Annotated in this window: 20 protein-coding genes; all 20 read left to right on the plus strand. The window is 36.6% G+C overall.

Going from position 1 to position 22,835, the window contains the following annotated elements:
• Positions 1-110 precede the first annotated feature (110 nt).
• The 20 genes from mutS to J6O61_RS04055 all read left to right on the plus strand — a co-directional run bounded on the left by mutS (position 111) and on the right by J6O61_RS04055 (position 22,766).
• A complete protein-coding gene (gene mutS, locus J6O61_RS03960; protein ID WP_292209886.1) occupies positions 111-2,789 on the plus strand; it encodes a DNA mismatch repair protein MutS in 2,679 nt (892 codons plus the stop codon).
• On the plus strand, positions 2,790-4,793 hold the full coding sequence (gene mutL, locus J6O61_RS03965; RefSeq protein ID WP_292209889.1) for a DNA mismatch repair endonuclease MutL: 2,004 nt from the start codon (positions 2,790-2,792) through the stop codon (positions 4,791-4,793).
• Entirely contained in the window at positions 4,790-5,728 is a 939-nt protein-coding gene (gene miaA / locus J6O61_RS03970) for a tRNA (adenosine(37)-N6)-dimethylallyltransferase MiaA (protein WP_292209892.1), read from the plus strand. The genes mutL and miaA overlap by 4 nt, the downstream gene beginning before the upstream one ends.
• Positions 5,721-7,004, plus strand: a complete 1,284-nt coding sequence (locus tag J6O61_RS03975) for a methionine gamma-lyase family protein (RefSeq protein ID WP_330613720.1) — start codon at positions 5,721-5,723, stop codon at positions 7,002-7,004. The genes miaA and J6O61_RS03975 overlap by 8 nt, the downstream gene beginning before the upstream one ends.
• 79 nt (positions 7,005-7,083) lie before the next feature.
• Positions 7,084-7,797: a RadC family protein gene (gene radC, locus J6O61_RS03980; protein WP_292209897.1), complete on the plus strand. Its 714-nt coding sequence runs from the start codon at positions 7,084-7,086 to the stop codon at positions 7,795-7,797.
• Positions 7,798-7,806: 9 nt separating this feature from the next.
• Positions 7,807-8,811 carry a rod shape-determining protein gene (gene mreB, locus J6O61_RS03985; protein WP_292209899.1) on the plus strand — a complete coding sequence of 335 codons (1,005 nt, stop codon included), beginning with the start codon at positions 7,807-7,809 and terminating at the stop codon, positions 8,809-8,811.
• Positions 8,812-9,681: a rod shape-determining protein MreC gene (mreC, locus tag J6O61_RS03990; RefSeq protein ID WP_292209901.1), complete on the plus strand. Its 870-nt coding sequence runs from the start codon at positions 8,812-8,814 to the stop codon at positions 9,679-9,681.
• Between the two features lie 7 nt (positions 9,682-9,688).
• Positions 9,689-10,213: a rod shape-determining protein MreD gene (gene mreD, locus J6O61_RS03995; protein WP_292209903.1), complete on the plus strand. Its 525-nt coding sequence runs from the start codon at positions 9,689-9,691 to the stop codon at positions 10,211-10,213.
• A complete protein-coding gene (locus J6O61_RS04000; RefSeq protein ID WP_292209905.1) occupies positions 10,206-13,064 on the plus strand; it encodes a penicillin-binding transpeptidase domain-containing protein in 2,859 nt (952 codons plus the stop codon). Before mreD ends, J6O61_RS04000 begins: the two co-directional genes overlap by 8 nt.
• A gap of 12 nt (positions 13,065-13,076) precedes the next feature.
• Positions 13,077-14,201, plus strand: coding sequence for an FtsW/RodA/SpoVE family cell cycle protein (locus J6O61_RS04005; RefSeq protein WP_292209907.1), 1,125 nt, complete (start codon positions 13,077-13,079; stop codon positions 14,199-14,201).
• Between the two features lie 4 nt (positions 14,202-14,205).
• Positions 14,206-14,601 (plus strand): methylglyoxal synthase, encoded by a 396-nt coding sequence (gene mgsA / locus J6O61_RS04010; RefSeq protein ID WP_074887428.1) that lies wholly within the window; start codon positions 14,206-14,208, stop codon positions 14,599-14,601.
• Entirely contained in the window at positions 14,585-15,547 is a 963-nt protein-coding gene (locus tag J6O61_RS04015) for a D-alanyl-D-alanine carboxypeptidase family protein (protein WP_292209909.1), read from the plus strand. Before mgsA ends, J6O61_RS04015 begins: the two co-directional genes overlap by 17 nt.
• 73 nt (positions 15,548-15,620) lie before the next feature.
• Positions 15,621-16,040, plus strand: coding sequence for a twitching motility protein PilT (locus J6O61_RS04020; RefSeq protein ID WP_292209912.1), 420 nt, complete (start codon positions 15,621-15,623; stop codon positions 16,038-16,040).
• Between the two features lie 94 nt (positions 16,041-16,134).
• Positions 16,135-17,760 (plus strand): HlyD family efflux transporter periplasmic adaptor subunit, encoded by a 1,626-nt coding sequence (locus J6O61_RS04025; protein ID WP_292209914.1) that lies wholly within the window; start codon positions 16,135-16,137, stop codon positions 17,758-17,760.
• A 139-nt stretch (positions 17,761-17,899) separates the two neighbouring features.
• Positions 17,900-18,424: a cell division protein SepF gene (locus tag J6O61_RS04030; RefSeq protein ID WP_292209916.1), complete on the plus strand. Its 525-nt coding sequence runs from the start codon at positions 17,900-17,902 to the stop codon at positions 18,422-18,424.
• Positions 18,425-18,672: 248 nt separating this feature from the next.
• Positions 18,673-19,773, plus strand: coding sequence for a 3-dehydroquinate synthase (aroB, locus tag J6O61_RS04035; protein WP_292209917.1), 1,101 nt, complete (start codon positions 18,673-18,675; stop codon positions 19,771-19,773).
• A 10-nt stretch (positions 19,774-19,783) separates the two neighbouring features.
• On the plus strand, positions 19,784-20,326 hold the full coding sequence (gene lspA, locus J6O61_RS04040) for a signal peptidase II (RefSeq protein ID WP_292209919.1): 543 nt from the start codon (positions 19,784-19,786) through the stop codon (positions 20,324-20,326).
• Positions 20,326-21,258, plus strand: a complete 933-nt coding sequence (locus J6O61_RS04045; protein WP_292209920.1) for an RluA family pseudouridine synthase — start codon at positions 20,326-20,328, stop codon at positions 21,256-21,258. The genes lspA and J6O61_RS04045 overlap by 1 nt, the downstream gene beginning before the upstream one ends.
• A gap of 36 nt (positions 21,259-21,294) precedes the next feature.
• Positions 21,295-21,930, plus strand: a complete 636-nt coding sequence (locus tag J6O61_RS04050) for an AAA family ATPase (protein WP_292209921.1) — start codon at positions 21,295-21,297, stop codon at positions 21,928-21,930.
• Between the two features lie 242 nt (positions 21,931-22,172).
• Positions 22,173-22,766 (plus strand): DUF6033 family protein, encoded by a 594-nt coding sequence (locus J6O61_RS04055; protein WP_292209922.1) that lies wholly within the window; start codon positions 22,173-22,175, stop codon positions 22,764-22,766.
• The last annotated feature ends 69 nt before the right edge of the window (positions 22,767-22,835 follow it).

A 22,835-nucleotide genomic window follows, 5' to 3' on the forward strand; every position in this document is an offset into this window, starting at 1 on the left:
GAAGCACAACGGAGCGAAAGCGTCCGCAAAATGACTACGCACGAACAAAAAACTGCATCATTGCACAACGAATAAAAAGAAATGGGGATATAAACGTGGAGAACACTACCATGTTTGAAAATGTAGATATAGAAAAAGTTTCACCTATGATGCAGCACTATTTACAGACAAAAATGGAGTATAAGGACTGCATCTTGTTTTACAGACTGGGTGATTTTTATGAACTCTTTTTTGATGATGCGAAGGTTGCTTCAAAAGAACTTGAACTGACACTTACAGGTAAGGCGTGCGGTCTGGAGGAAAGGGCTCCCATGTGCGGAGTTCCATTCCATGCTGTAGATTCTTATTTAACAAAGCTTGTGTCAAGAGGATATAAGGTTGCTATCTGTGAGCAGACAGAGGATCCAAAGCTTGCTAAAGGAATAGTAAAAAGAGATGTAACAAGAATCGTAACTCCGGGAACAAATCTTAATATGCAGGCTTTGGAGGAGTCCAAGAATAACTATATCATGAGTGTTCTTTATTCTCCCGATAATATAGGAATATCGATTGCCGATGTGACTACAGGCGATTATTTTCTGACGGAAGTAGATTCGCTTCGTGCATGTACCGATGAAATTGTAAAATATATGCCTTCAGAGATTATCTGCAATGAAGCATTTACATTTTCAGGAATTGATATAAACGATTTAAAGAACAGATTAGAAGTATATGTTAATCCTCTGGATTCCAGATATTATGATGAGGATTCCTGTAAAAGACTCTTACTTAAGCACTTTAAGGTTTCTTCACTCATAGGACTTGGGATAGATGATTTTCCAAATGGTATCGTGGCTGCGGGATCTCTTTTACAGTATCTGACAGACATGCAAAAGTCGGATATTTCCAATATCACTCATATCTATCCATACCTGACAAGCAAGTACATGCTTCTTGACAGTTCGACAAGAAGAAATCTTGAGCTTGTTGAAACTATGAGGGATAAACAGAAAAGAGGCACACTTCTGTGGGTTCTTGACAAAACCAAAACAGCTATGGGCGCCAGAACATTAAGAAGCTTTATAGAGCAGCCGCTTATAGATAAAAATGTTATTTTGTTAAGGCAGGGCGCTGTAGGAACTTTGGTTAAAAATGTAGTTACCAGAGAAGAAATCAGAGAATATCTAAATCCTGTTTACGATCTTGAAAGACTTATGTCAAAGATTGTTTTTAAAACTGCAAATCCAAGAGACCTTTTGGCATTCAGGAATTCAATTAAGATGATTCCTGCAATAATAACTGCTCTTATGGATATACAGTCTGATCCTGAGATTAAAGAATTAACTTCAAAACTCGATCCATTAACTGATATTCATGACCTTATTGACAGTGCAATAGTTGAAGAGCCGCCTTTGGCAATAAAGGAAAGCGGCATAATTAAAGATGGTTTTGATAAAGATATTGATCACTTCAGAGAAGCCGGAACGAATGGAAAACAGTGGCTTTCGCAGTTGGAGGAAGAGGAAAAGGAAAATACCGGAATTAAGAACCTCAGAATAAAGTACAGTAATGTATTCGGATATTCTTTTGAAGTTACAAATTCTTTTAAAGACAAGGTTCCCGATTACTTTATACGAAAGCAAACCCTTACAAACTGTGAACGTTACACAACTCCCAAGTTAAAGGAATTGGAGGACACAATCCTTAATGCTCAAGATAAGCTCAATAACTTGGAGTATGACATGTTCTGCAAAATAAGGGATTCTATCGCACTTGAAATCGGCAGGATTCAAGACACTGCCAAAGCGATAGCTCTCTTGGATGTATATGCAAGTCTGGCCTTTGTTGCTGAAAAAAACAGATATGTTAAGCCAAGTCTTAATGATAAGGGTGTTATCAATATTAAGGATGGAAGACATCCGGTAGTTGAGAAAATGCTTGATTCTTCTGATATGTTTATTTCAAATGATACGTTTCTTGATAATAAAAAGCATTGTATCTCAATTATCACAGGCCCTAATATGGCAGGTAAGTCAACTTACATGAGACAGACTGCACTTATTGTTTTAATGGCACAGATCGGTTCTTTTGTTCCTGCGCAAAAAGCAGACATATGCGTTGTTGACAGAATCTTTACAAGAGTCGGAGCTTCGGATGATCTTGGTAGCGGCCAGTCAACATTCATGGTTGAGATGAATGAAGTGGCTAACATCTTAAGAAATGCGACTCCCAACTCACTTTTGATACTTGATGAGATTGGACGTGGAACTTCAACCTATGACGGTCTTGCTATAGCATGGGCAGTTACGGAACATATCAGTAACAGGAAAATCCTTGGTGCCAAAACATTATTTGCAACTCACTATCATGAGCTTACCGAACTTGAAGGTAAAATGGACAACGTAAACAACTATTGCATAGCTGTTAAAGAAAATGGTGATGACATTGTCTTTTTGAGAAAAATAATAAAGGGCGGTGCTGACAAGAGCTATGGTATTCAGGTTGCCAAGCTTGCGGGAGTGCCTGATATGGTAATTGACCGAGCCAAAGAGATAGTAGCTGAACTTACTGACAATGACATTACTGAGAAGGTTCAGAGTATAGCCAGAGATTCAAAAAATGACAAAAAAGTAAAAGTACAACATTATGATGACGTTGATATAGACCAGATGACTCTTTTTGATACCGTTACCGACGAAGATGTACTAAAGAGGCTTCAGGAAATAGATATAACGACACTTACTCCCATGGATGCACTTAATACGCTTTATAAGCTTCAGAGTGATTTGAAAAACAGGTGGAAAAACTAAATGGCTTTTATTAACGAACTGGACAAAAATACTATAGATCAGATTGCTGCAGGAGAAGTAGTTGAAAGACCGGCAAGTGTTGTAAAGGAGCTGGTTGAGAATGCTATAGACAGTGGTGCCAATGCTATTACTGTTGAGATAAAAGGCGGCGGAATTGACATGATCCGTGTAACGGATAACGGAAGCGGAATTGAAAAAAGTCAGATTCGTAAAGCTTTTAAAAGACATGCAACAAGTAAGCTTACTTGTATTGATGATCTTTTTACCATTCATTCTCTTGGCTTTAGAGGTGAGGCTCTTTCAAGTATTTCGTCTGTTGCGCAGGTCGATATGATAACCAAGACAGCTGATGATCTTACCGGAACCAGATATACCATAAACGGTGGAGAAGAGGTGGCATTTGAAGAGATAGGAGCTCCGGACGGAACGTCCCTTATTGTAAGAAATTTATTCTACAATACTCCTGCCAGAAAAAAGTTTCTAAAGACTCCTCAGACTGAAGGAAGCTATATCGGAGATGTAATGGAGCATCTTGCACTGGATAATCCGACGGTTTCTTTTCACTATATAAATAATAAAGAAGATAAGTTTTCTACTACCGGTAACGGGGATCTTAAAGAAATCATCTATCGTATTTACGGCAGAGATATTTCTGTAAGTCTCGTTCCTATAAATGTATCAGAAAACGGATATACTCTTGAAGGGTATCTCGGAGAGCCTTCCATCAACAGGTCTAACAGAAACTTCGAGATATTCTTTGTAAATGGCAGATATGTTAAAGACAAGGTGATGTCAAAAGCTCTTGAAGAAGGTTACAAGCAGTATCTGATGATGCATAAGTTTCCTTTTGCGGTTTTGCATTTAAGACTTGACCCTTCGATGGTTGATGTAAATGTACATCCTGCAAAGCTTGAAGTCAGATTTGGCAATCAACCTGCTCTTTATGAGTTTATCAGGCAGAATGTGGAAACGACTCTGCGAAATAAGGAAATGATACCTGATGCACTTCTTGGTGAGGATGAACCTGTAAAGAAAAAGACAGAGGAAGTAGTTAATGAAGGTAACGTGTCAGGAAACGGATCAAATTCAAGTAATACTGAAGTTATAAGTGATTTTGAAGATAATGACAAGCCTCAAAAGAGCATTGCACCTCAGCCATTTGAAAAAATTCGTTTTGAGGAAAATCGTCTAAAAGAGGATGAACCTGTATTTGCTACCGGAGTAAAGGCAGAGCCGATTAAGATAGAGGATTCCAATAAATCAGCTGTATGGACCAGAATATTTGGAGATTCAGACGGTTCAAAGGCCAAGGAAGCTGAAAAGCCCTCACCAATCATTAAGCAGGATGAAGCTGTAATCGTAGAAAAACCTGTTCAATTAAATCTTTTTGATGAAAAAGTTCTTTCAAGAGAGAATGTAAAAGAATATGAGATTATTGGACAGATTTTTGGGACTTACTGGATTATAGGCTTTAAGGATAAAATATTCCTTATGGATCAGCACGCTGCTCATGAAAAGGTTAACTACGAGCGTATGATGAAGAGATACAAGGCAGGAGAGCAACTTTCTCAGATGGTAAATCCTCCTGTTATAATCTCACTTTCGGCTGCTGAGGAAGAGTTGTTTATTAAATACAGACAGTATTTTGAAAAACTTGGATTTAATATAGAGAACTTTGGCGGACATGAATATGCCATGAGGGCAATTCCCATTGATCTTTTCGGGTGTGACAGTGAAAAAGAAATGTTCATTGAAATTCTTGACGAATTGTCCCATGAAACAAACCTTGACAGAACACCTGATGTAATAAATTATAAGATTGCAAGTATGGCCTGCAAGGCTTCTGTTAAGGGCAACACAAAAATGAGCAGGCAGGAGTTGGAGGCTCTTTTGGATGAGCTTTTAACCTTGGATAATCCATATAATTGTCCTCACGGCAGACCAACCATAATATCAATGTCAAAATACGAAATTGACAAGAAATTTAAGCGGGTAGTTGAATGAGTAAACAAAAGCTTGTTATTTTGACCGGGCCAACAGCTGTTGGAAAATCAAAACTATCAATTGAACTTGCAAAAGCTATCGGCGGAGAGATTATCTCCGCTGATTCTATGCAGGTATATAAGTATATGAACATTGGTACTGACAAGATATCTCCCGAAAAAACGGGAGGTGTCAGACATCATTTGATTGATTTTCTTGACCCGAAAGAGGATTTTAATGTCTTTTTATTTCAGAAATTGGTAAAAGAAGCGATCGATGATATTTCAAGCAGAGGAAAAGTTCCGATTATGGTGGGAGGTACCGGCTTTTATATTCAGGCGGTTCTCCGTGATATTGATTTTACAGAGACCGATGAGGATGATTCCTATAGAAAAGAACTTGAAAAAAGAGTTGAAAATGGTGAGGCTCATGAACTTTTTGAAGAGCTTAAAAGCGTTGATCCTGAGTCGGCGAAGGTTATTCATGAGAATAACTCAAAACGTGTAATAAGAGCACTTGAGTATTACAAGAAAACAGGAAAAAAAATATCAGATCACAATAAAGAACAAAGCAGTAACGACTCTCCTTATGACTTTAAGTATTTTGTTTTGACAGATGATAGAAAAGCGTTATACTCACGCATAGACGCTCGCGTTGATAAGATGATTGATGATGGTCTTGAACAGGAAGTCAGAAAACTTGTTAAATTGAACATTCCGATGACTGCAACATCTATGCAAAGTTTAGGATACAGGGAAATGATCGGATACATAAATGGTGATTATGATCTTGAAAGAGCAATTTATCTTATCAAACTTAATACCAGACATTTTGCAAAAAGGCAGTTAACCTGGTTTAGACGTGAAAGAGATGTAATATGGCTTGATAAAGAAAAGTTTGGCCATGATGATGATTTAATATTGAAAGAGATAATTAGGATTTATGGAAATGAATAGTAATATGTACGAATCACTTGGTATTTCCAAGGAAGTTTATGAATTTGGAGAAAAAATTTGTAAAGACCTTGAGGCGAGGTTTAAGACTATAGATGAAACAGCTGAATATAATCAGCTTAAAGTCCTAAAGGCTATGCAGGACAATAATGTAAGTGAGGCTTGTCTTTTAGGTACTACAGGCTATGGCTATAATGACATGGGAAGAGAAAAGCTTGAAGCTGTTTATGCATCGGTATTCCACACAGAGGATGCACTTGTAAGGCCTCAGATAACTTGTGGAACGCATGCTCTGGCGCTTGCTCTTATGAGTAATCTTCGCCCCGGTGACATGCTTTTTTCACCTGTCGGAAAGCCCTATGACACACTCGAAGAGGTAATAGGAATCAGACCGTCTAAAGGTTCTCTTGCAGAATATGGCGTTTCATATTCGCAGGTGGATCTTTTACCGGATGGCAGTTTTGACTTTGATAATATTAAAAAAGTTCTTCTTGCAAATGACAACATTAGGCTTGTGACTATTCAAAGGTCAAAGGGCTATCAGACAAGACCGACTCTTTCCGTTGAAAGAATAGGTGAACTTATAAGCTTCATAAAGAATATAAAGAGTGACGTTATCTGTATGGTTGATAACTGTTACGGTGAGTTTGTAGAGAGAATTGAGCCTACAGACCTTGGTGCCGATATGGTTGTGGGATCTCTTATTAAGAATCCCGGCGGTGGACTTGCTCCAATTGGCGGATACATTGCAGGTAAAAAAGAATGTGTTGAAAATGCTGCATTCAGACTAACTTCACCGGGACTTGGAAAAGAGGTTGGAGCTTCCCTTGGAATACTTCCTCAGTTTTATCAGGGATTTTTCCTTGCTCCTACAGTAACAGCTTCTGCGCTTAAGGGTGCAATTTTTGCAGCTAATATATATGAAAAACTTGGGTTTGATGTATGTCCAAACGGTAGTGAAGACAGGTTTGATATTATTCAGGCTGTGACTTTTGGTAAACCTGAGGGAGTTATTGCTTTTTGTGAAGGCATTCAGGCCGCTGCGCCGGTAGATTCTTTTGTCACACCGGAGCCTTGGGATATGCCGGGATATGATGCACAGGTTATTATGGCTGCAGGAGCATTTGTATCGGGTTCATCAATTGAACTTTCGGCTGATGGTCCTATAAAGGAGCCTTATTCAGTATTTTTCCAGGGAGGACTTACCTGGCCTCATGCCAAATATGGCATTTTAAAGACTTTACAAAAGCTTTATGATGTAAAAATGGTATCTTTGTGATAAACTAATAGCTGTATCTTTTTATACTTTTCTGATCACCCGGAGAACTTGTGTATAGCACAAAATCAGAAAGGTAAAAATGAATACAATTAATAAAAAGTTATTTGAATGTGATGCATATAAGGAAATGCTTCCTTATGAGCGCTTTATCAATGCAGGACCTGAAAGTCTTACGGATGCTGAGCTTTTGGCTATTATTATCCGTACGGGAAGTGGAACCTTGACTCCCATTGAGATTGCACATCAAATTTTGAATTTATCAGGCGGGAAAGAGCGTGGGCTGAACAGTCTGTATACGCTTACACTTGATGAACTTAAAAGTGTCCATGGAATTGGTGAAGTTAAGGCAGTAAAGCTAAAATGTTTGTCGGAGCTGGCAAAGAGAATGGCTTATCAGGGCTCTTTTAGTGGTACTTTTTTTGAATCATCAAGGCAGATTGCCGGGCAGTACATGGAAAAAATGCGCCACGATGACAGGGAAAGGGCTGTTTTGTTATGTTTAAACAACAAACATAAGCTTTTAAATGAGACAGTTCTTTCTATTGGAACAGTCAACTCAGCATCGGTATCACCAAGGGATTTATTTATTCATGCCCTAAAAACAGGTGCTTCGTCCATAGTTCTTTTACATAATCATCCCAGTGGAGACCCAACTCCTTCAAGGGCTGATGTAGAACTTACAAATAAGATCAGTGAGTCGGGCAATATGCTTGATGTCAGATTACTTGATCATATAATTATAGGAAATCAGTCATATTACAGCTTTAACGAAAAAGGGCTTTTATGGCAATAAGGAGAAAAAATGGCTAATATTTTTGGAATTGATCTTGGAACAAGTAACATCAAAATCTTTAACAGAGATGAGGATAGTCTTACAGTTGAAAAAAACATGATAGCTATTGAAAATAAGACTAACATCTTTGCATACGGTAATTCCGCTTATGAGATGTATGAGAAGGCTCCTGATAAGATTAAAATTTCATATCCTCTAAACAGTGGTGTTATCGCAGATATTGAGCATATGGAAACCCTTGTTAAGCTCTTTATAACAGATCAGATGAAGGGTAGTGTTAAGCCCTGCGATGTTTATATCGCAGTACCCAAGGATGTAACTGAAGTTGAGAGAAGAGCTTTCCATGACCTTATTAACGATGCCGGAATCAAAGCCAAAAAGATTATGATGGTTAAAAAGCCTCTGGCAGACGGCCTTGGAATGAACGTAGATGTTATGAACTCTCAGGGTGTTTTGGTCGTGAATGTCGGATACGATACAACTGAAATCTCTATTCTTTCTCTTAGAGGAATTGTTGTCAGTAAACTTATAAAGGTTGGTGGTAAGAAGTTTGATGAATCAATAAGAAATGTTATTCGTAAGGAATTTGGTCTTCTTATTGGTGAAAAGACTTCTGAAAGTGTTAAGATTTCCCTTAAGGAACTTGAAAAAGAGGGCAAGGATGCGGTTGTTTACGGAAGAGATATTGTTACAGGACTTCCTGTAGAGAGAAAAATTCCTACAGACCTTCTTAATCAGGCACTTGTTGAGAACTTTGACGTTATTCTTGATAATGTTAAGGCTACTCTTGAAAAGACTCCGCCGGAGCTTGCAGCTGATATCTTTAAGCATGGTCTTTATCTTACAGGTGGTGCTTCTCAGGTTTGCCATCTTGCGCAGAGACTTAGCAATGGTGTAGGACTGAACGTAAACCTTGCAGAGAACCCTATCGGTTCAGGTGCTCTTGGTCTTGCCAAGATCATTAAAGATGATCAGTATAAACCTCTTGCATACGGTATTGAAGAGGATAGATAAATGAGTCCTATTATAAGGCAGAGAGGAGAAGAATTTACCCTTCCAAGTAAATATCTCCTCTTTATTTTAACAATTCTATGTACGGCACTTATTGTGATTACATTTAACACAAACCTGTTTACGGGACCTCTTAATTCCTTTGCAGGTATTTTTGTGGTGCCTTTTCAAAAGGGTATTACGGTTTGTTCCAGCTATATAAAGGATACAACAGATAAACTTGCATCAATCACTCAGCTTTTAGACGAAAATGAGAAGCTAAAACAACAGATAGATGAGCTTACAATTGCAAATACAAACCTTGAACAGGAAAAGTATGAATTGACGGAATTGAGAGCTTTGTATGAGCTTGATTCCAAGTATGCGGATTATCCTAAGACCGGAGCCAGAATTATCGCTAAGGATGCCGGAAACTGGTACTATTCATTTGTAATCGATAAAGGTTCTGATGACGGGATTACTGTTGATATGAATGTTATCGCCGGAGCAGGACTTGTTGGAAGAGTAATTGATGTTGGCCCTGACTGGGCAAAAGTACAGTCTATAATTGCAGATAATTCTGCAGTGAGCGGTATGGTTTTATCTTCATCGGACAATCTTATAGTTTCAGGTGATCTGGAGCTTTACAGAAGTGGGTATATCAGTTTTTCAAAGCTTGTGGATGATGCTGATAAAGTAAGCATAGGAGATAAGATTGTCACTTCCAATATCAGTGATAAGTATTTGCCGGGAATCCTTATTGGATATATTGCAACACTTGAAGATGATTCCAATAATCTGACAAAGTCGGGAACCCTTTCTCCGGCTGTAGATTTTGAACATATGAATGAAGTACTTGTAATACTTCAGGTTAAAAATAACGGCGGAAATTGATTTATTTATGAATATTAGGCGTATACTTGTAAACTTCATATTTATTATTGTGTCATTTATTTTACAGACTACGCTTTTCAGAGCCTTGGATTTTGGAGGTATTGCCCCCAATATCCTTATGATAATGACTTCTTCGACCGCTTTTATCAAGGGTGATAAAGCCGGTCTTTTGACGGGTTTTTTCTGTGGCCTTCTTGTCGATATTTTCTTTGGTACATATTTGGGATTTTATGCTCTTATTTATATGTACATAGGTTTTATTGTAGGAAAGCTTCACATTATCTTTTTTTCTCAAAATGTAGCTATCCCAATACTTGTAATTACAATTTCAGACTTTGTTTTTGGTTTTATTTGTTATGTACTTATGTTCCTTTTCAGAACAAAGTTTAATATTGGTTACTACATGGAAACCGTTATTTTGCCGGAAGTGGTTTATACAGCAATAGTGGCTATTTTTATTTATCCATTTATCCTGAAAGTCAATAATTCCATTGACGAAAAGGAACAAAGGAGCGCCAGGAAATTTGTTTAATGAAATTAAAGATAATATCATAAAATTTATAACTTCAAGAGCAGTAATTGTTTCTTTTGTTCTTTTTTCATTGGCTTGTGTAATGATATACAGGCTTTTTTCCTTGCAGATAATCAACGGAGATTATTACCTTGATTCATTTAAGCTTAGGATAAAAAAAGAAAAGACAATTGCAGCGACAAGAGGAAATATTTACGATAGAAACGGTAATCTTTTAGCATACAATGAGCTTGCCAATTCAGTAACGATTGAAGATGTTTACAAGTCGGGCTCAGGAAAAAATGCTGCTATTAATCAGACTTTAAATATCCTTATAGATATTATTGAAGGCAACGGAGATACTGTTGATCAGGATTTCAATATTATTCTTAATGAGAGTAATGAGTTTGAGTTTAAAGTTACAGGAAACTCGCTCCTTAGGTTCCTTGCAGACATTTACGGACATACTTCAATAAACGATCTTAAGTATGAGGAAAAAACAAAAACCCCTGAAAATGTAATCGATGATCTATGCAAGAAATTCGGTGTCGGAGAATATGAAACACCAGGTGATTCCTCATCTTTTGTAGCCCGTCAAGGGTATACGAATGACAGGGCTCTAAAAGTGTTAACTGTACGTTATAATATGGACTCCAACAGCTATCAGAAATATATTGATACAACTGTCGCATCAGATGTCAGTGATCAGACCGTTGCGGATGTTATGGAGAATCTTGGAACTTTGGACGGTGTTTCAATCGAGGAGAGCACAGCCAGAAAATACGTGGATTCAGAGTACTTTTCGCATCTTCTTGGATATACAGGCAAGGTTTCTGAAGATGAACTTGCAGAGCTTCAACAGACAAATGCAAGCTATGGTTTAAATGATACTGTTGGTAAATCCGGTATTGAGCAGTCAATGGAGTCTGTACTTCAGGGAACAAAAGGTTCTGAAACAGTCTATGTAGATAATACCGGTCAGGTAATTGAGACCAGTAACTATGTGGATTCTATTGCCGGTAATGATGTGTATCTTACCATTGATAAGGATCTGACTGAAGCCTGTTACGATATTATTGAACAGTCACTTGCAGGTATTTTGGTTTCAAAAATTCAGAATGTTAAGACATATACGTATACGGAAACCAGCAGTTCAAGCAGTATTGTAATTCCTATTTATGATGTCTATTACGCAATATTTGATAACGATGTTGTAGATATCCCTCACTTTGCCGAAAGCGATGCTAAGGATACTGAAAAGGCTGTATATCAGTCATTTGTTGAAAAGAATGCTTCCGTTTTATCAAATCTTAGAGATGAATTTGAAGTTATCCAAACTCCTTATAATGCTCTTTCAAGTGAGTATCAGTGGTATATGAGCCATATTGCAGCAATGCTTTATTCAGACGGTGTTATTAATTCTACTCTTGTTGATAAAGAAGATGATGTTTATATTGCATGGACTACGGATGAGACAATTTCTCTTACCGAATACTTAAAGTATGCCATTGCAATGAACTGGATTGATGTTTCAAAACTTAGTATTGATAATCAATATGCAGATTCTGAAGAGATTTTTTCTCAGATAGTAGATTATATTATAGATAAAATGTCATCTGATTATGATTTCCAGACAAGACTCTATAAATATCTTTTGCTTGATGGAAATATTACAGGTACACAAGTCTGCAATCTTTTGCTCGAACAGGACGTTGTGACTTTATCAGAAGAAGAACAGGGCATTTGGGACAGAGGCGGAGAGACTGCTTATACATTTATGACAAACAGGATTTCATCGCTTGATATTACACCTGCACAGCTTGCCCTTGACCCATGCACGGGATCAATGGTTGTTACAGATGTTAATACGGGTGATGTTTTAGCTCTTGTTTCATATCCGGGTTATGACAATAATAAAATGGCCAATGGAGTAGATGCTGAGTACTACGCCAAACTTCGCAGTGATAATTCTAATCCTTTATATAACTATGCAACCCAGCAGAAAACAGCTCCCGGTTCTACTTTTAAGATTGTTTCTGCGACAGCAGGCTTGACTGAAGGTGTAATAACAACTGATTCAACAATTTACTGCGGCGGTATTTTTGATAAACTGGATCATCCGCCTAAATGTTGGATTTATCCTAGTGGACATGGAAGTCTGAATGTAACTGGCGGCATTAGAAATTCCTGTAACGTATTTTTCTATGAAGTGGGTTATAGATTAGGACTACTTGGAAACTCCTATTCTTCAGAGACAGGTCTTGAAAAACTTGCAACATACGCAGATATGTATGGACTTACAGAAAAATCCGGAATTGAGATTGCAGAGTCAGAGCCTTCTGTATCAGATCAGGATGCTGTCCGTTCAGCTATCGGTCAGGGTAGTCACTCATATACAACAGTAGGACTTGCACGATATGTAACGACAATTGCCAATAGCGGAACATGCTATAATCTTTCTTTGATTGATAAAACCACCGATTCAAGCGGTAATTTATTGGAAGATTATAGTGCTTCTGTCAGGAATACCATTGAGATGCCTCAGTCTTATTGGAACGCAATACATCTTGGAATGAGGCAGGTTGTTCAGGATAAATCTTATTATGCAAATCTTGGAGTTAATGTAGCAGGTAAGACAGGTACAGCGCAGGAATCCAAGAGCAGACCTAACCACTCATTGTTTATCTGCTATGCTCCTTACGAGAAACCTGAGATAGCGATTGCAACAAGAATTGCGTATGGTTATACATCAAGTTATGCTGCCCAGATAACAAAAGAAGCATTGTCATACTATTTCGAGCTTAGAGACGAAGATGATATTTTGTCAGGAACAGCCAGAGAACTTTTGGATGGTGCAACTAACGCAGATTAATTGGGGGCTTTTATGTTAAAGAAGTACAAAATTATCGATTATGATTTTCCGCTTATCATAATGGTAGTGGGACTGACAATATTCGGAATAATGGCCATTAGTTCTGCCAATCCTTCATATGTCTCCAAGCAGACTGCAGGAATGGTGTTTGGAATAGTTTTGATGATATTTATATCGCTGCTTGATTATTCTTTTATCATCAAGCTGTATATTCCGTTTTATCTTATAAATGCCGCTTTGCTGGGACTCGTTTTATCACCTCTTGGCAGTAGTACAAACGGAGCTCAAAGATGGATAAGTCTGTTTGGCATTACTTTTCAGCCTTCGGAAGCGGCTAAAATTTTATTGATTTTATTTTATGCTCAGTTTATCATGAAATATAAAGACAAAGTTAAGAATATAAGCTTTGTTTTTATTTGTTTGGCATTGCTGGTTATTCCTTTAGGGCTTATTTATTCACAGCCTGACCTGTCTACATGTATTATGGTAATGATGATCTTTTCATCTATGATATTTGTTGCAGGTGTTAACTGGAAACTGGTAGCTTTCGTATTATCTGTTTCAATTCCAACAGTATTATTTGTAATTTATAATGCTGTACAGGAAGATAGTAGCATTCTTAAGGATTATCAGCAGAGAAGAATTCTTGCATGGTTACATCCGGAGGAGTATGCTAACTCTGAAGCTTATCAGACCCTTAATTCTATGATGGCTATTGGTTCAGGGCAGCTTTATGGCAAAGGATACAATACTAATGAAATTAGCTCTGTACTAAATGGTGGCTTTATTTCCGAATCTCAGACAGACTTTATCTTTACTGTTATCGGAGAGGAGTTTGGCTTTATTGGCGCATGTATAGTTGTGGTTCTTATCCTTGCGATTGCCATAGAATGTTTTATGGTTTCCATGAGGGCTAAAGATAAGGCTGGCGAGGTCATCGCTGCCGGCGTAGGTGGATGGATTGGTTTTCAGGGTATAATAAATATCGGCGTTGCAACCGGTGTTTTACCCAATACAGGACTTCCGCTACCATTTGTCAGTGCGGGTCTTACTTCACTTCTGAGTGTTTATATTGGCATAGGCTTTGTGCTGAATGTCAAGCTTCAGGGTAATAAATATATTTTGGGGAGAGGTTAACAGTATGAATATTGCTTTAATTGCACATGATGCGAAAAAGAAACTTATGCAGAATTTCTGTATAGCTTATAGAGGTATTCTCAGCAAAAACGATCTTTATGCTACAGGAACTACAGGAAGGCTTGTAGAAGAGGTTACAAATCTTTCGATTCATAAATATCTTGCGGGACATTTGGGTGGCGCTCAACAGCTTGGAGCTGCTATCGAACACAACGAGATAGATCTTGTTATTTTCCTTAGAGATCCATTAACTGTAAAATCTCATGAACCGGATATCAGCAATATCATGTCTTTATGTGATATGCATAATATTCCGGTTGCTACTAATCTTGCATCAGCCGAGCTTTTACTAAAGTCATTGGATAGGGGAGATTTTGAGTGGCGTGAAATGTACAAGTAAGATAGCTTTATTATTATGTCTTTTAGTAGGAACGACCGGATTAACCGGCTGTTCTTACTTTTCATATTCAGCAAAGTATTCTGTATCAACTTCTGATGATGATACCAGAAAAACTCTTTATTATCCGACTTTTGCTTCTGATCTGTGTGTAGCTGACGAAGACGTTACAGGTGAAGAGGATTCTCTTTCTGAAAATATCAGCGCCGGACTTTTTGATTTAAATAACAAGGAAACTTTATATGCCAAAAGTGTAAATGTACAGGTTCATCCGGCCAGCCTTACAAAGGTCATGACAGCTCTTGTTGCACTTAAGTATGGTAAGCTTGATCAGGTACTTGTAGCTGATAGTAATGTTTATGTTAATGAGAGCGGAGCTCAGAAAGTCAACTTAAAAGAAGGCGACAGGATGACTCTTGACCAGGCTCTCAGAATTCTTTTGGTTTATTCCGCCAATGATGTGGCTAATCTTATTGCTACAAATATTGGAGGATCTATTGAAGGTTTTGCAGAACTTATGAATACTGAAGCTCTTGCAATCGGAGCCACTAATTCTCATTTTAGCAATCCTCATGGTCTGACAGATGATAATCATTATGTAACAGCATATGATATGTATCTTATCTTTAATGCTGCCATGCAATACGATACATTCAGCGAAATTATCAATATGACGGAGTACACCACAAGCTATCTGGATTCGTCAGGTAATTCAAAAGAAATCTCTATTTCCAATACGAATGCGTATTTATCAGGAAGTCAGTCTGCACCGATGGGCGTAACTGTTATCGGAGGAAAAACAGGTACAACATCTGCCGCAGGACATTGCCTTATACTGCTTGCAAGAGATACTAACGGAAGTCCGTATATTGCTGTAATCATGCGCGATACAGATAGTGGGACACTATATTCGGATATGTCATCTTTGCTCGGAGAAATAACCAAATAGAGTTGTTTTTTAGCATCTATTATTCTATAATTAATATAAGAATTTTAATTCTAACTTGCAGGAGGGTATGCCGATGGTTCAGTTAATTGTTGGGAAAAAGGGTAAAGGAAAGACAAAATGTTTATTGGACAAGGTTAATACCGAGGTTAAGAATGTACTCGGAAGCGTAGTATTTCTTGATAAGAACACCAAGCACATGTATGAATTAAACAATAAGATAAGACTTATTGTAGTTCCAGAGTTCATGATTTCAAATTCTGATGAGTTCATCGGATTCGTAAGTGGTATCATTTCTCAAGACCACGATCTCCAGCAGATGTATTTCGACGGTTTTTTAAATATTTCCTGTTTAGAGGGCAAGGATATAACAGATACTGTAGAAAAACTCGAAAAGCTTTCTGAAAAATTCAATATTGATTTTATCTTAAGTGTATCGATGGATGAATCAGAACTGCCGGAGAATGTTAAATCCAAAGTTGTAATTTCACTTTAATTTAAAGTATAAGATATATAAGCCGCGGGCTTTCCGCGGCTTATATAATGTAATAATGTTTTTAAAAATCTATTTTATTTAACAGGAACTTATAATGGCCAAAAAGAATAGCCGTGTTACAAAATATCCGGGCAATATAAATAATATAAATATAGGTATGATATTTTTTGCTGTAATGGCAATTTATATTATTATCAGTGTAATTACTTATATGCGCAGGGATCATATGGTTGGATATCAGGTAAAAGAAGGTGCTCTTTCAACCAATAATATCTATGATGCAGTGGCTGTTCGAACAGAAAAAATAGTTACAAGTGATAATGCAGGTTATGTGAACTACTTTGCTACTGAAGGAGGAAGAGTGGCAGTAGGTAACCTTGTTTATACTGTAGATGAGTCCGGACAGCTTCTTGAATACCTTAAATCGCAGGGCTCCGAAGAGGTTGCTCTCGGGGATGAAGATCTTTCAGAACTCAGAAGTCAGATTGTAAATTTTGGTTCTACATTTGATCCTCAAAATTTTTATACAGTATATGATTTTAAAACCAGTATTGACGGAACGGTTCAAAAACTTTCCAACAATAATATTTTACAGAATATACAGTCTCTTAATTCAAGTAGCGGAAAATTGTCATCCATTAGTTATAAAAATGCTCCGGATACCGGAATTGTTGTATATTCCATTGATGGATATGAAGATCTTACCCTTGAAACCATGACAATTGATAAGCTTGATCAGAAAAATTATGAAAAAAATCAGCTTATAAATAATACTCTGGTTAAAGCCGGAGATCCGGTATATAAACTTTGTACGAATGAGGAATGGTCTATTATCATCAATGAACAGGATCCTGAAAGAGTTAAAGAGTTTGAAGAGCTTGAATATATTAAAGTAAGATTTATAAAAAATCAGGATGAATCGTGGGGAAAAGTTTCAACTTATACAAATGTGGATGGTGATAGTTTTGTTCAACTGACATTTACTAATTCCATGATTACATTCTGCAGAGACAGATTTCTAAATGTTGAATTGATTACAGAAGATGAGACAGGACTTAAGATTCCGAATTCTTCAATTGTAAATAAGAGCTTTTTCCTTATTCCAAAGTCTTATCTCATCAGTAATAATGACAATTCCACAGGAGTACTTAGAGAAAAGTATGATGAACAGGGCAATGCATCTACTGAATTTGTGAATTTGTCGATATATAATGAAACTGATACGGAGTATTATATTGATACAGATACTCTGCGTGCAGGAGACACACTAATCAAGCCTGATTCAAATGAAAGGTTTACTGTTAGCAAGACAGATACTCTTATAGGAGTTTATAATATTAATAAAGGATACGCTGATTTCAGGCAGGTTAAGATTCTTTATCAAAATGATGAATATGCTATAGTACGTTCAAATACTATGTATGGTCTTAATGTTTACGACTATATAGTTCTTGATTCTACAACAGTGGATGAAAATGCATCTGAAGCATCGGATGCTGCAAGTGATGAAGAGCAGGATAATAGTGATACAGCAAATAGTATTCAGGATGAGAGCGTATATGGGAGTAGTAATGCTTCAAATGAAAGTACTGCAGAAGCTTCAAGCGAAAGTTCTTCTGATAGTTCTTCAGGTAGTTCTTCTGATGATGCTACAGAAAACTCATCCGAAAGTTCAACCGCTGCCGGTGGTGAAGAAAGTTCTTTATCTGAAAATACATAGTTACAGTTCAGTAAATAGTAACAATACATTAAATTAAAAATTGTTAATATCACTATAAAATTTGACATATTACGTAAAACTACGTTAATATTAAATGAGATTTTTGTTGGGAAAATATTTGTGAGGAGCATTAGATAAAATGAGCGTAATGGACAAATTCTTAAAAGCAATTCAGCTTAATGGGGATGAAGATGGTTATTATGACGAGGATGACACATATTATGATGGTGGATCCAAGATTGAGTCAATAAATAATCAGGCTCCTATTGGAAAAGATGATCCCACTATTGATGTTTCTGAAAAAGAAACTAAAAAAGCCACACCAAAAGTTGTTCCGTCAAGATCAAAAAAAGCTTTATCAGCTGCAGGAATGGAAGTTTGTGTTATTAAGCCAACGTCAGTAGAGGATGCCAGGGAGATCACAGAAACTCTTTTAGCTAACCGTACTGTAGTGCTTAATTTAGAAGGACTTGATGTTGATATTGCCCAGAGAATTATTGATTTTACATCCGGTTCAACATTTGCTATTTCAGGTAATCTTCAGAAGATATCAAGATACATTTTCATTATTACACCAGCGTCAGTAGATATATCAGGTGATTTCCAGAATATTTTAAGTGGTTTTGGAAGTGGTATTCCGGAAGGACCTCATCAAATCGATTAATCGCACAAGCTGCTGCATTCACAGCAGCTTAATTTTTTTAGTTTTTGTACAGTTACCAGTGTATATTGAAAACCGTTTATGTCTGTTTTGACTGACGCTTTCGCTTCGTGAAAAACGTAGCGGTACTAGGTTATTATAAAACAATAACCAAGTACCGACGTTTTTCAAGACAGCCAAATCATACATAAACTTATTTCAATATACACACTGTTAACTGAAATATACGTTAATAATAAAGGATACAAGATATGGAAAGTTTAGTTGTTAACTATGGTGGAAAGCCATGTTATGAGATTATATTTGAGAAGGATTTTAATGGCCTGAGTGATAAGGTTAAGGAGCTTGGCTTTGAGGAGAGAAAAATTGCAATCATCACTGATAGTAATGTCGAAAAGCTCTATGCTAAAGATGTTTCAGATGAGCTATTAAAAGTTTCAGATAAGGTATTTACCTATGTCATTCCTGCCGGTGAAGAGAATAAGAATCTTAAAGAAATTGAAAAGATATATAAATTTTTAATTGAAAATCATTTTGGCAGACACGATTTGATAGTTGCTCTTGGTGGCGGTGTTGTCGGTGATATGGCAGGATTTGCTTCAGCTACATATCTTAGGGGAATCGACTTTATTCAGATTCCCACAACTCTTTTGGCTCAGAGTGATAGCAGTATCGGTGGCAAAACAGGCGTTGATTTTGATGAATATAAAAATATGGTCGGCGCATTTCATATGCCAAGGCTTGTATATATGAATATTTCAACGCTTAATTCACTTAGTGACAGGCAGTATGCATCCGGTTTTGCAGAAGTAATGAAGAATGGCCTTATTAAAGATGCTGCATTTTATTCCTGGCTTATTGAGAACATGTATGAAATAGAAGATAAAGACACAGATGTTGTTCTTGAAATGGTTAAAAGAAGCTGTGAGATTAAGAAAGCTGTTGTGGAAAAGGATCCAACCGAAAAGGGTGACAGAGCGCTTCTTAATTTTGGACATACTCTCGGACATGCAATAGAAAAAGCTAAGGAATTCTCACTACCTCATGGAGAATGTGTAGCCCTTGGTTGTGTGGCTGCTGCTTTTATTTCGTGGAAAAAAGAGTTGATTTCAATGGAAGAGTATTACGAGATAAGAGATATGTTTGTACCATTTAATCTTCCTATTTCAGTTGAAGATATTGATGCGGATGAAGTCATAAGATTCACAAAGTCAGATAAAAAATCTGATGGAAATAAAATCAAGTTTATACTTCTTAAAAAAATCGGAAAGGCATTCATTGACACATCTGTTAGTGAGGATGAAATGAGAGCAGCTCTTGATGAAATTATTTATGTGGAGAATGGAGACTGATTAAGTTTATATGAACAATACACTTTCAAAAAAGAAAAAAATCTTTTTATTCGTTGATTTTTTACTGATAATTCTTTTGGTATTTTTGGATCAGTTCACTAAATATTTAGCTGTACAGCATTTGGAAGATAAGCCTGCAATCAAAATTATTGATGGTATTTTAGAACTTAATTTTCTTAAAAACAGTGGCGCTGCCTTTGGACTTTTGCAGAATCAGAAGGTTTTCTTCATATTGGTTGCTGTAATTATCCTGTTTATTATAGCCTATGTATTATTCAGAATGCCCGATGATAAAAAATATAATATCATGCATATTCTTCTTGTGATGATAGCAAGCGGTGCTGCCGGCAATATGATTGACAGAATAAAAAATGACTATGTTGTTGATTTTATTTATTTTGTAATTATCAATTTCCCAATATTTAATGTGGCTGATATTTATGTTACTGTTTCGACATTCCTTTTTGTTTTACTTTTTCTTTTTTACTACAAAGAAAATGATTTTAATTTCCTTAGTTTTAACCAGCAAAAGAAATTCAGGGAAATAAAGTAATGGAAAATGAAGTAAAAAGTTTTGAATATTCAGTCACGGATGAATATGAGGGGTTAAGAATTGATAAGCTTCTTTCTGAGCTTTGTCCTTCTTTTTCCCGTACTTACATAAAAAAGCTTATTGATGATAAAAAGGTTTTTTGCAATGGAAAGAATGTAAAAGCCAGTTTCCAGATATCTGAAAATGATTTCATAAGGATGGAAATTCCTCCGGCGCAGATTCCTGAGATACTTCCTCAAGATATACCTCTTGATATCATTTATGAAGACAGTGATGTTTTAGTGGTTAATAAGCCAAAGGATATGGTTGTTCATCCGGCGGCAGGTCACTATAAGGATACGTTGGTCAATGCTGTAATGTATCATTGTCACGATAACCTTTCAGGTATTAATGGAGTTATGAGACCTGGAATTGTTCATAGAATTGATAAAGATACTACCGGATCAGTTATTATATGCAAAAATGATAACGCACATCAGAAAATTGCTGAGCAGTTAAAAGAGCATTCAATTAATAGAGTATATCATGCTATATGCTACGGAATCATAAAAGAAGATGAGGGGACTATCTCGTCTTTGATAGGAAGAAGCCCCACTGATAGAAAGAAAATGGCAGTTGTTCTCTCCGGTGGGAAAGAAGCAATCACTCATTTTCGGGTTCTAAAGCGATTTGAAGCTGACAATATGACCTATATTGAATGCAGGCTGGAAACGGGAAGAACTCATCAGATTAGGGTTCATATGGCTCATATCGGCCATCCTTTACTTGGTGATGAGGTCTATGGTAATGGCAGAAAAAGCAAATTTAAGCTTAAAGGACAATGTCTTCATGCAAAAACTTTAGGCTTTATACATCCTGTTACAAACGAGTATATTGAAACAGATGCAGAGCTTCCTGAATACTTTACGCATTTGCTCAATGTTCTTAAATAATGTAAAATAAGAAAAAGGGGAAAGGGGTGATAATTTATGAATACTATAATCACTATTGGAAGACAATTTGGATCAGGCGGAAGAGAAATAGGTGAGATGGTTGCTGATCACTTCGGAATTAAATGTTACGACAAAGAGCTTCTTTCCAGAGCAGCAAAGGAAAGCGGTTTTTGCGAAGAAATGATTCAAAATCACGACGAACGTCCAACTAACTCATTTCTTTATAATCTGGTTATGGATACATATTCTTTTGGATATAATTCTTCAAGCTTTGTCGATATGCCGATTAGCCATAAAGTGTTTTTGGCACAGTTTGACACCATAAAAAAGATAGCTCAGGAAGGTCCTTGCGTGATTGTTGGAAGATGCGCCGATTATGCGCTTTCAGATTTTCCGAATGTATTAAATCTTTTTATCACGGCTGATGAGGAATGTAAGATTAAACGTATTAAAGAGCGTTTTGAAGACATCAATTCCGATGATAAAGCAAGAGAAATGATGAACAAAAAGGATAAGCAGCGTCAAAGCTATTATAATTATTATTCTTCAAAAAAATGGGGACGTGCTGATAGCTATGACCTATGTATTAATTCAAGTATTCTTGGAATCGAAGGTACTGTTAAGTTTATTACTCAGTACATTGAAGATTACGAGCAGGCAAAAAGAATTTAAAGTTCATATGCGTATACTTGCAAGAAAGTACACTTTTTAACACTGAATAAAAGTTTCATTATTGCAACTATATTTTTGTAATTTTATTATGAACAATATGTAATTTAATATTTATTTAATTGGTTAATGGATAATAAGATGATACGCTAGAGCCATAAAACAATAATTGTGTGATTTTTTCCCATTTCACGTTTTCTTGCACAGAACGGAGTCTGTGCCATGTTTTTCAAGGAGGAATGACTATGGCAGCTGGTATAAGTAATAATGTTAGCCAATTATACAGGAATGTCGCAAATGCCGGCAAAAACCTTAAAGTAACCGACAAATCCAAATCCGCTCTTACTGACAAAACCAAGGAATCTCAAAGTAAATCCAGTATTTTCGGAACAGGAATAGGAAATAGTGCTACCGTATCTTTTTCACCCGAAGTGGAAATGTATGGAAGAGTTGTTGACATGCTTCAAAAAAAGTATGAAAACGCAGATATTTTTGTGGCAGGTCCGGATGATGATCTCTCTCAAATTGGAGGAGAGCAGGAATATAGCATTATTCTTTCTGAAGATGAAATGAAGCTTCTTGCTTCAAATGATGAAAAAGATAAAGAAGCCAAAGATAAACTGCTTGGTCAAATTGATGATGCCATGAGAAAAATTAGTGATATGAGCCAAAAAATCAGCGAAATTACAGATGATAAAGATGAAATTTCCAATTTTGGTCTTAACATTGGAAAAGATGGAAAAATTAATTTCTTTGCAGACATAAACGGTAATTCTTATAGCAACAATTCCTTGGATGAAATTATTAAGTCATTGGTTACAGACAAAACAAAAGAATAATTCTCAATAACCATGAGCACAGGCGAAAAACCTGTGCTTTTTTAATGATTTTTTTATATTTTTCCTCAA

The organism is Butyrivibrio sp., from assembly GCF_017635265.1.
Classification (GTDB): domain Bacteria; phylum Bacillota; class Clostridia; order Lachnospirales; family Lachnospiraceae; genus Butyrivibrio.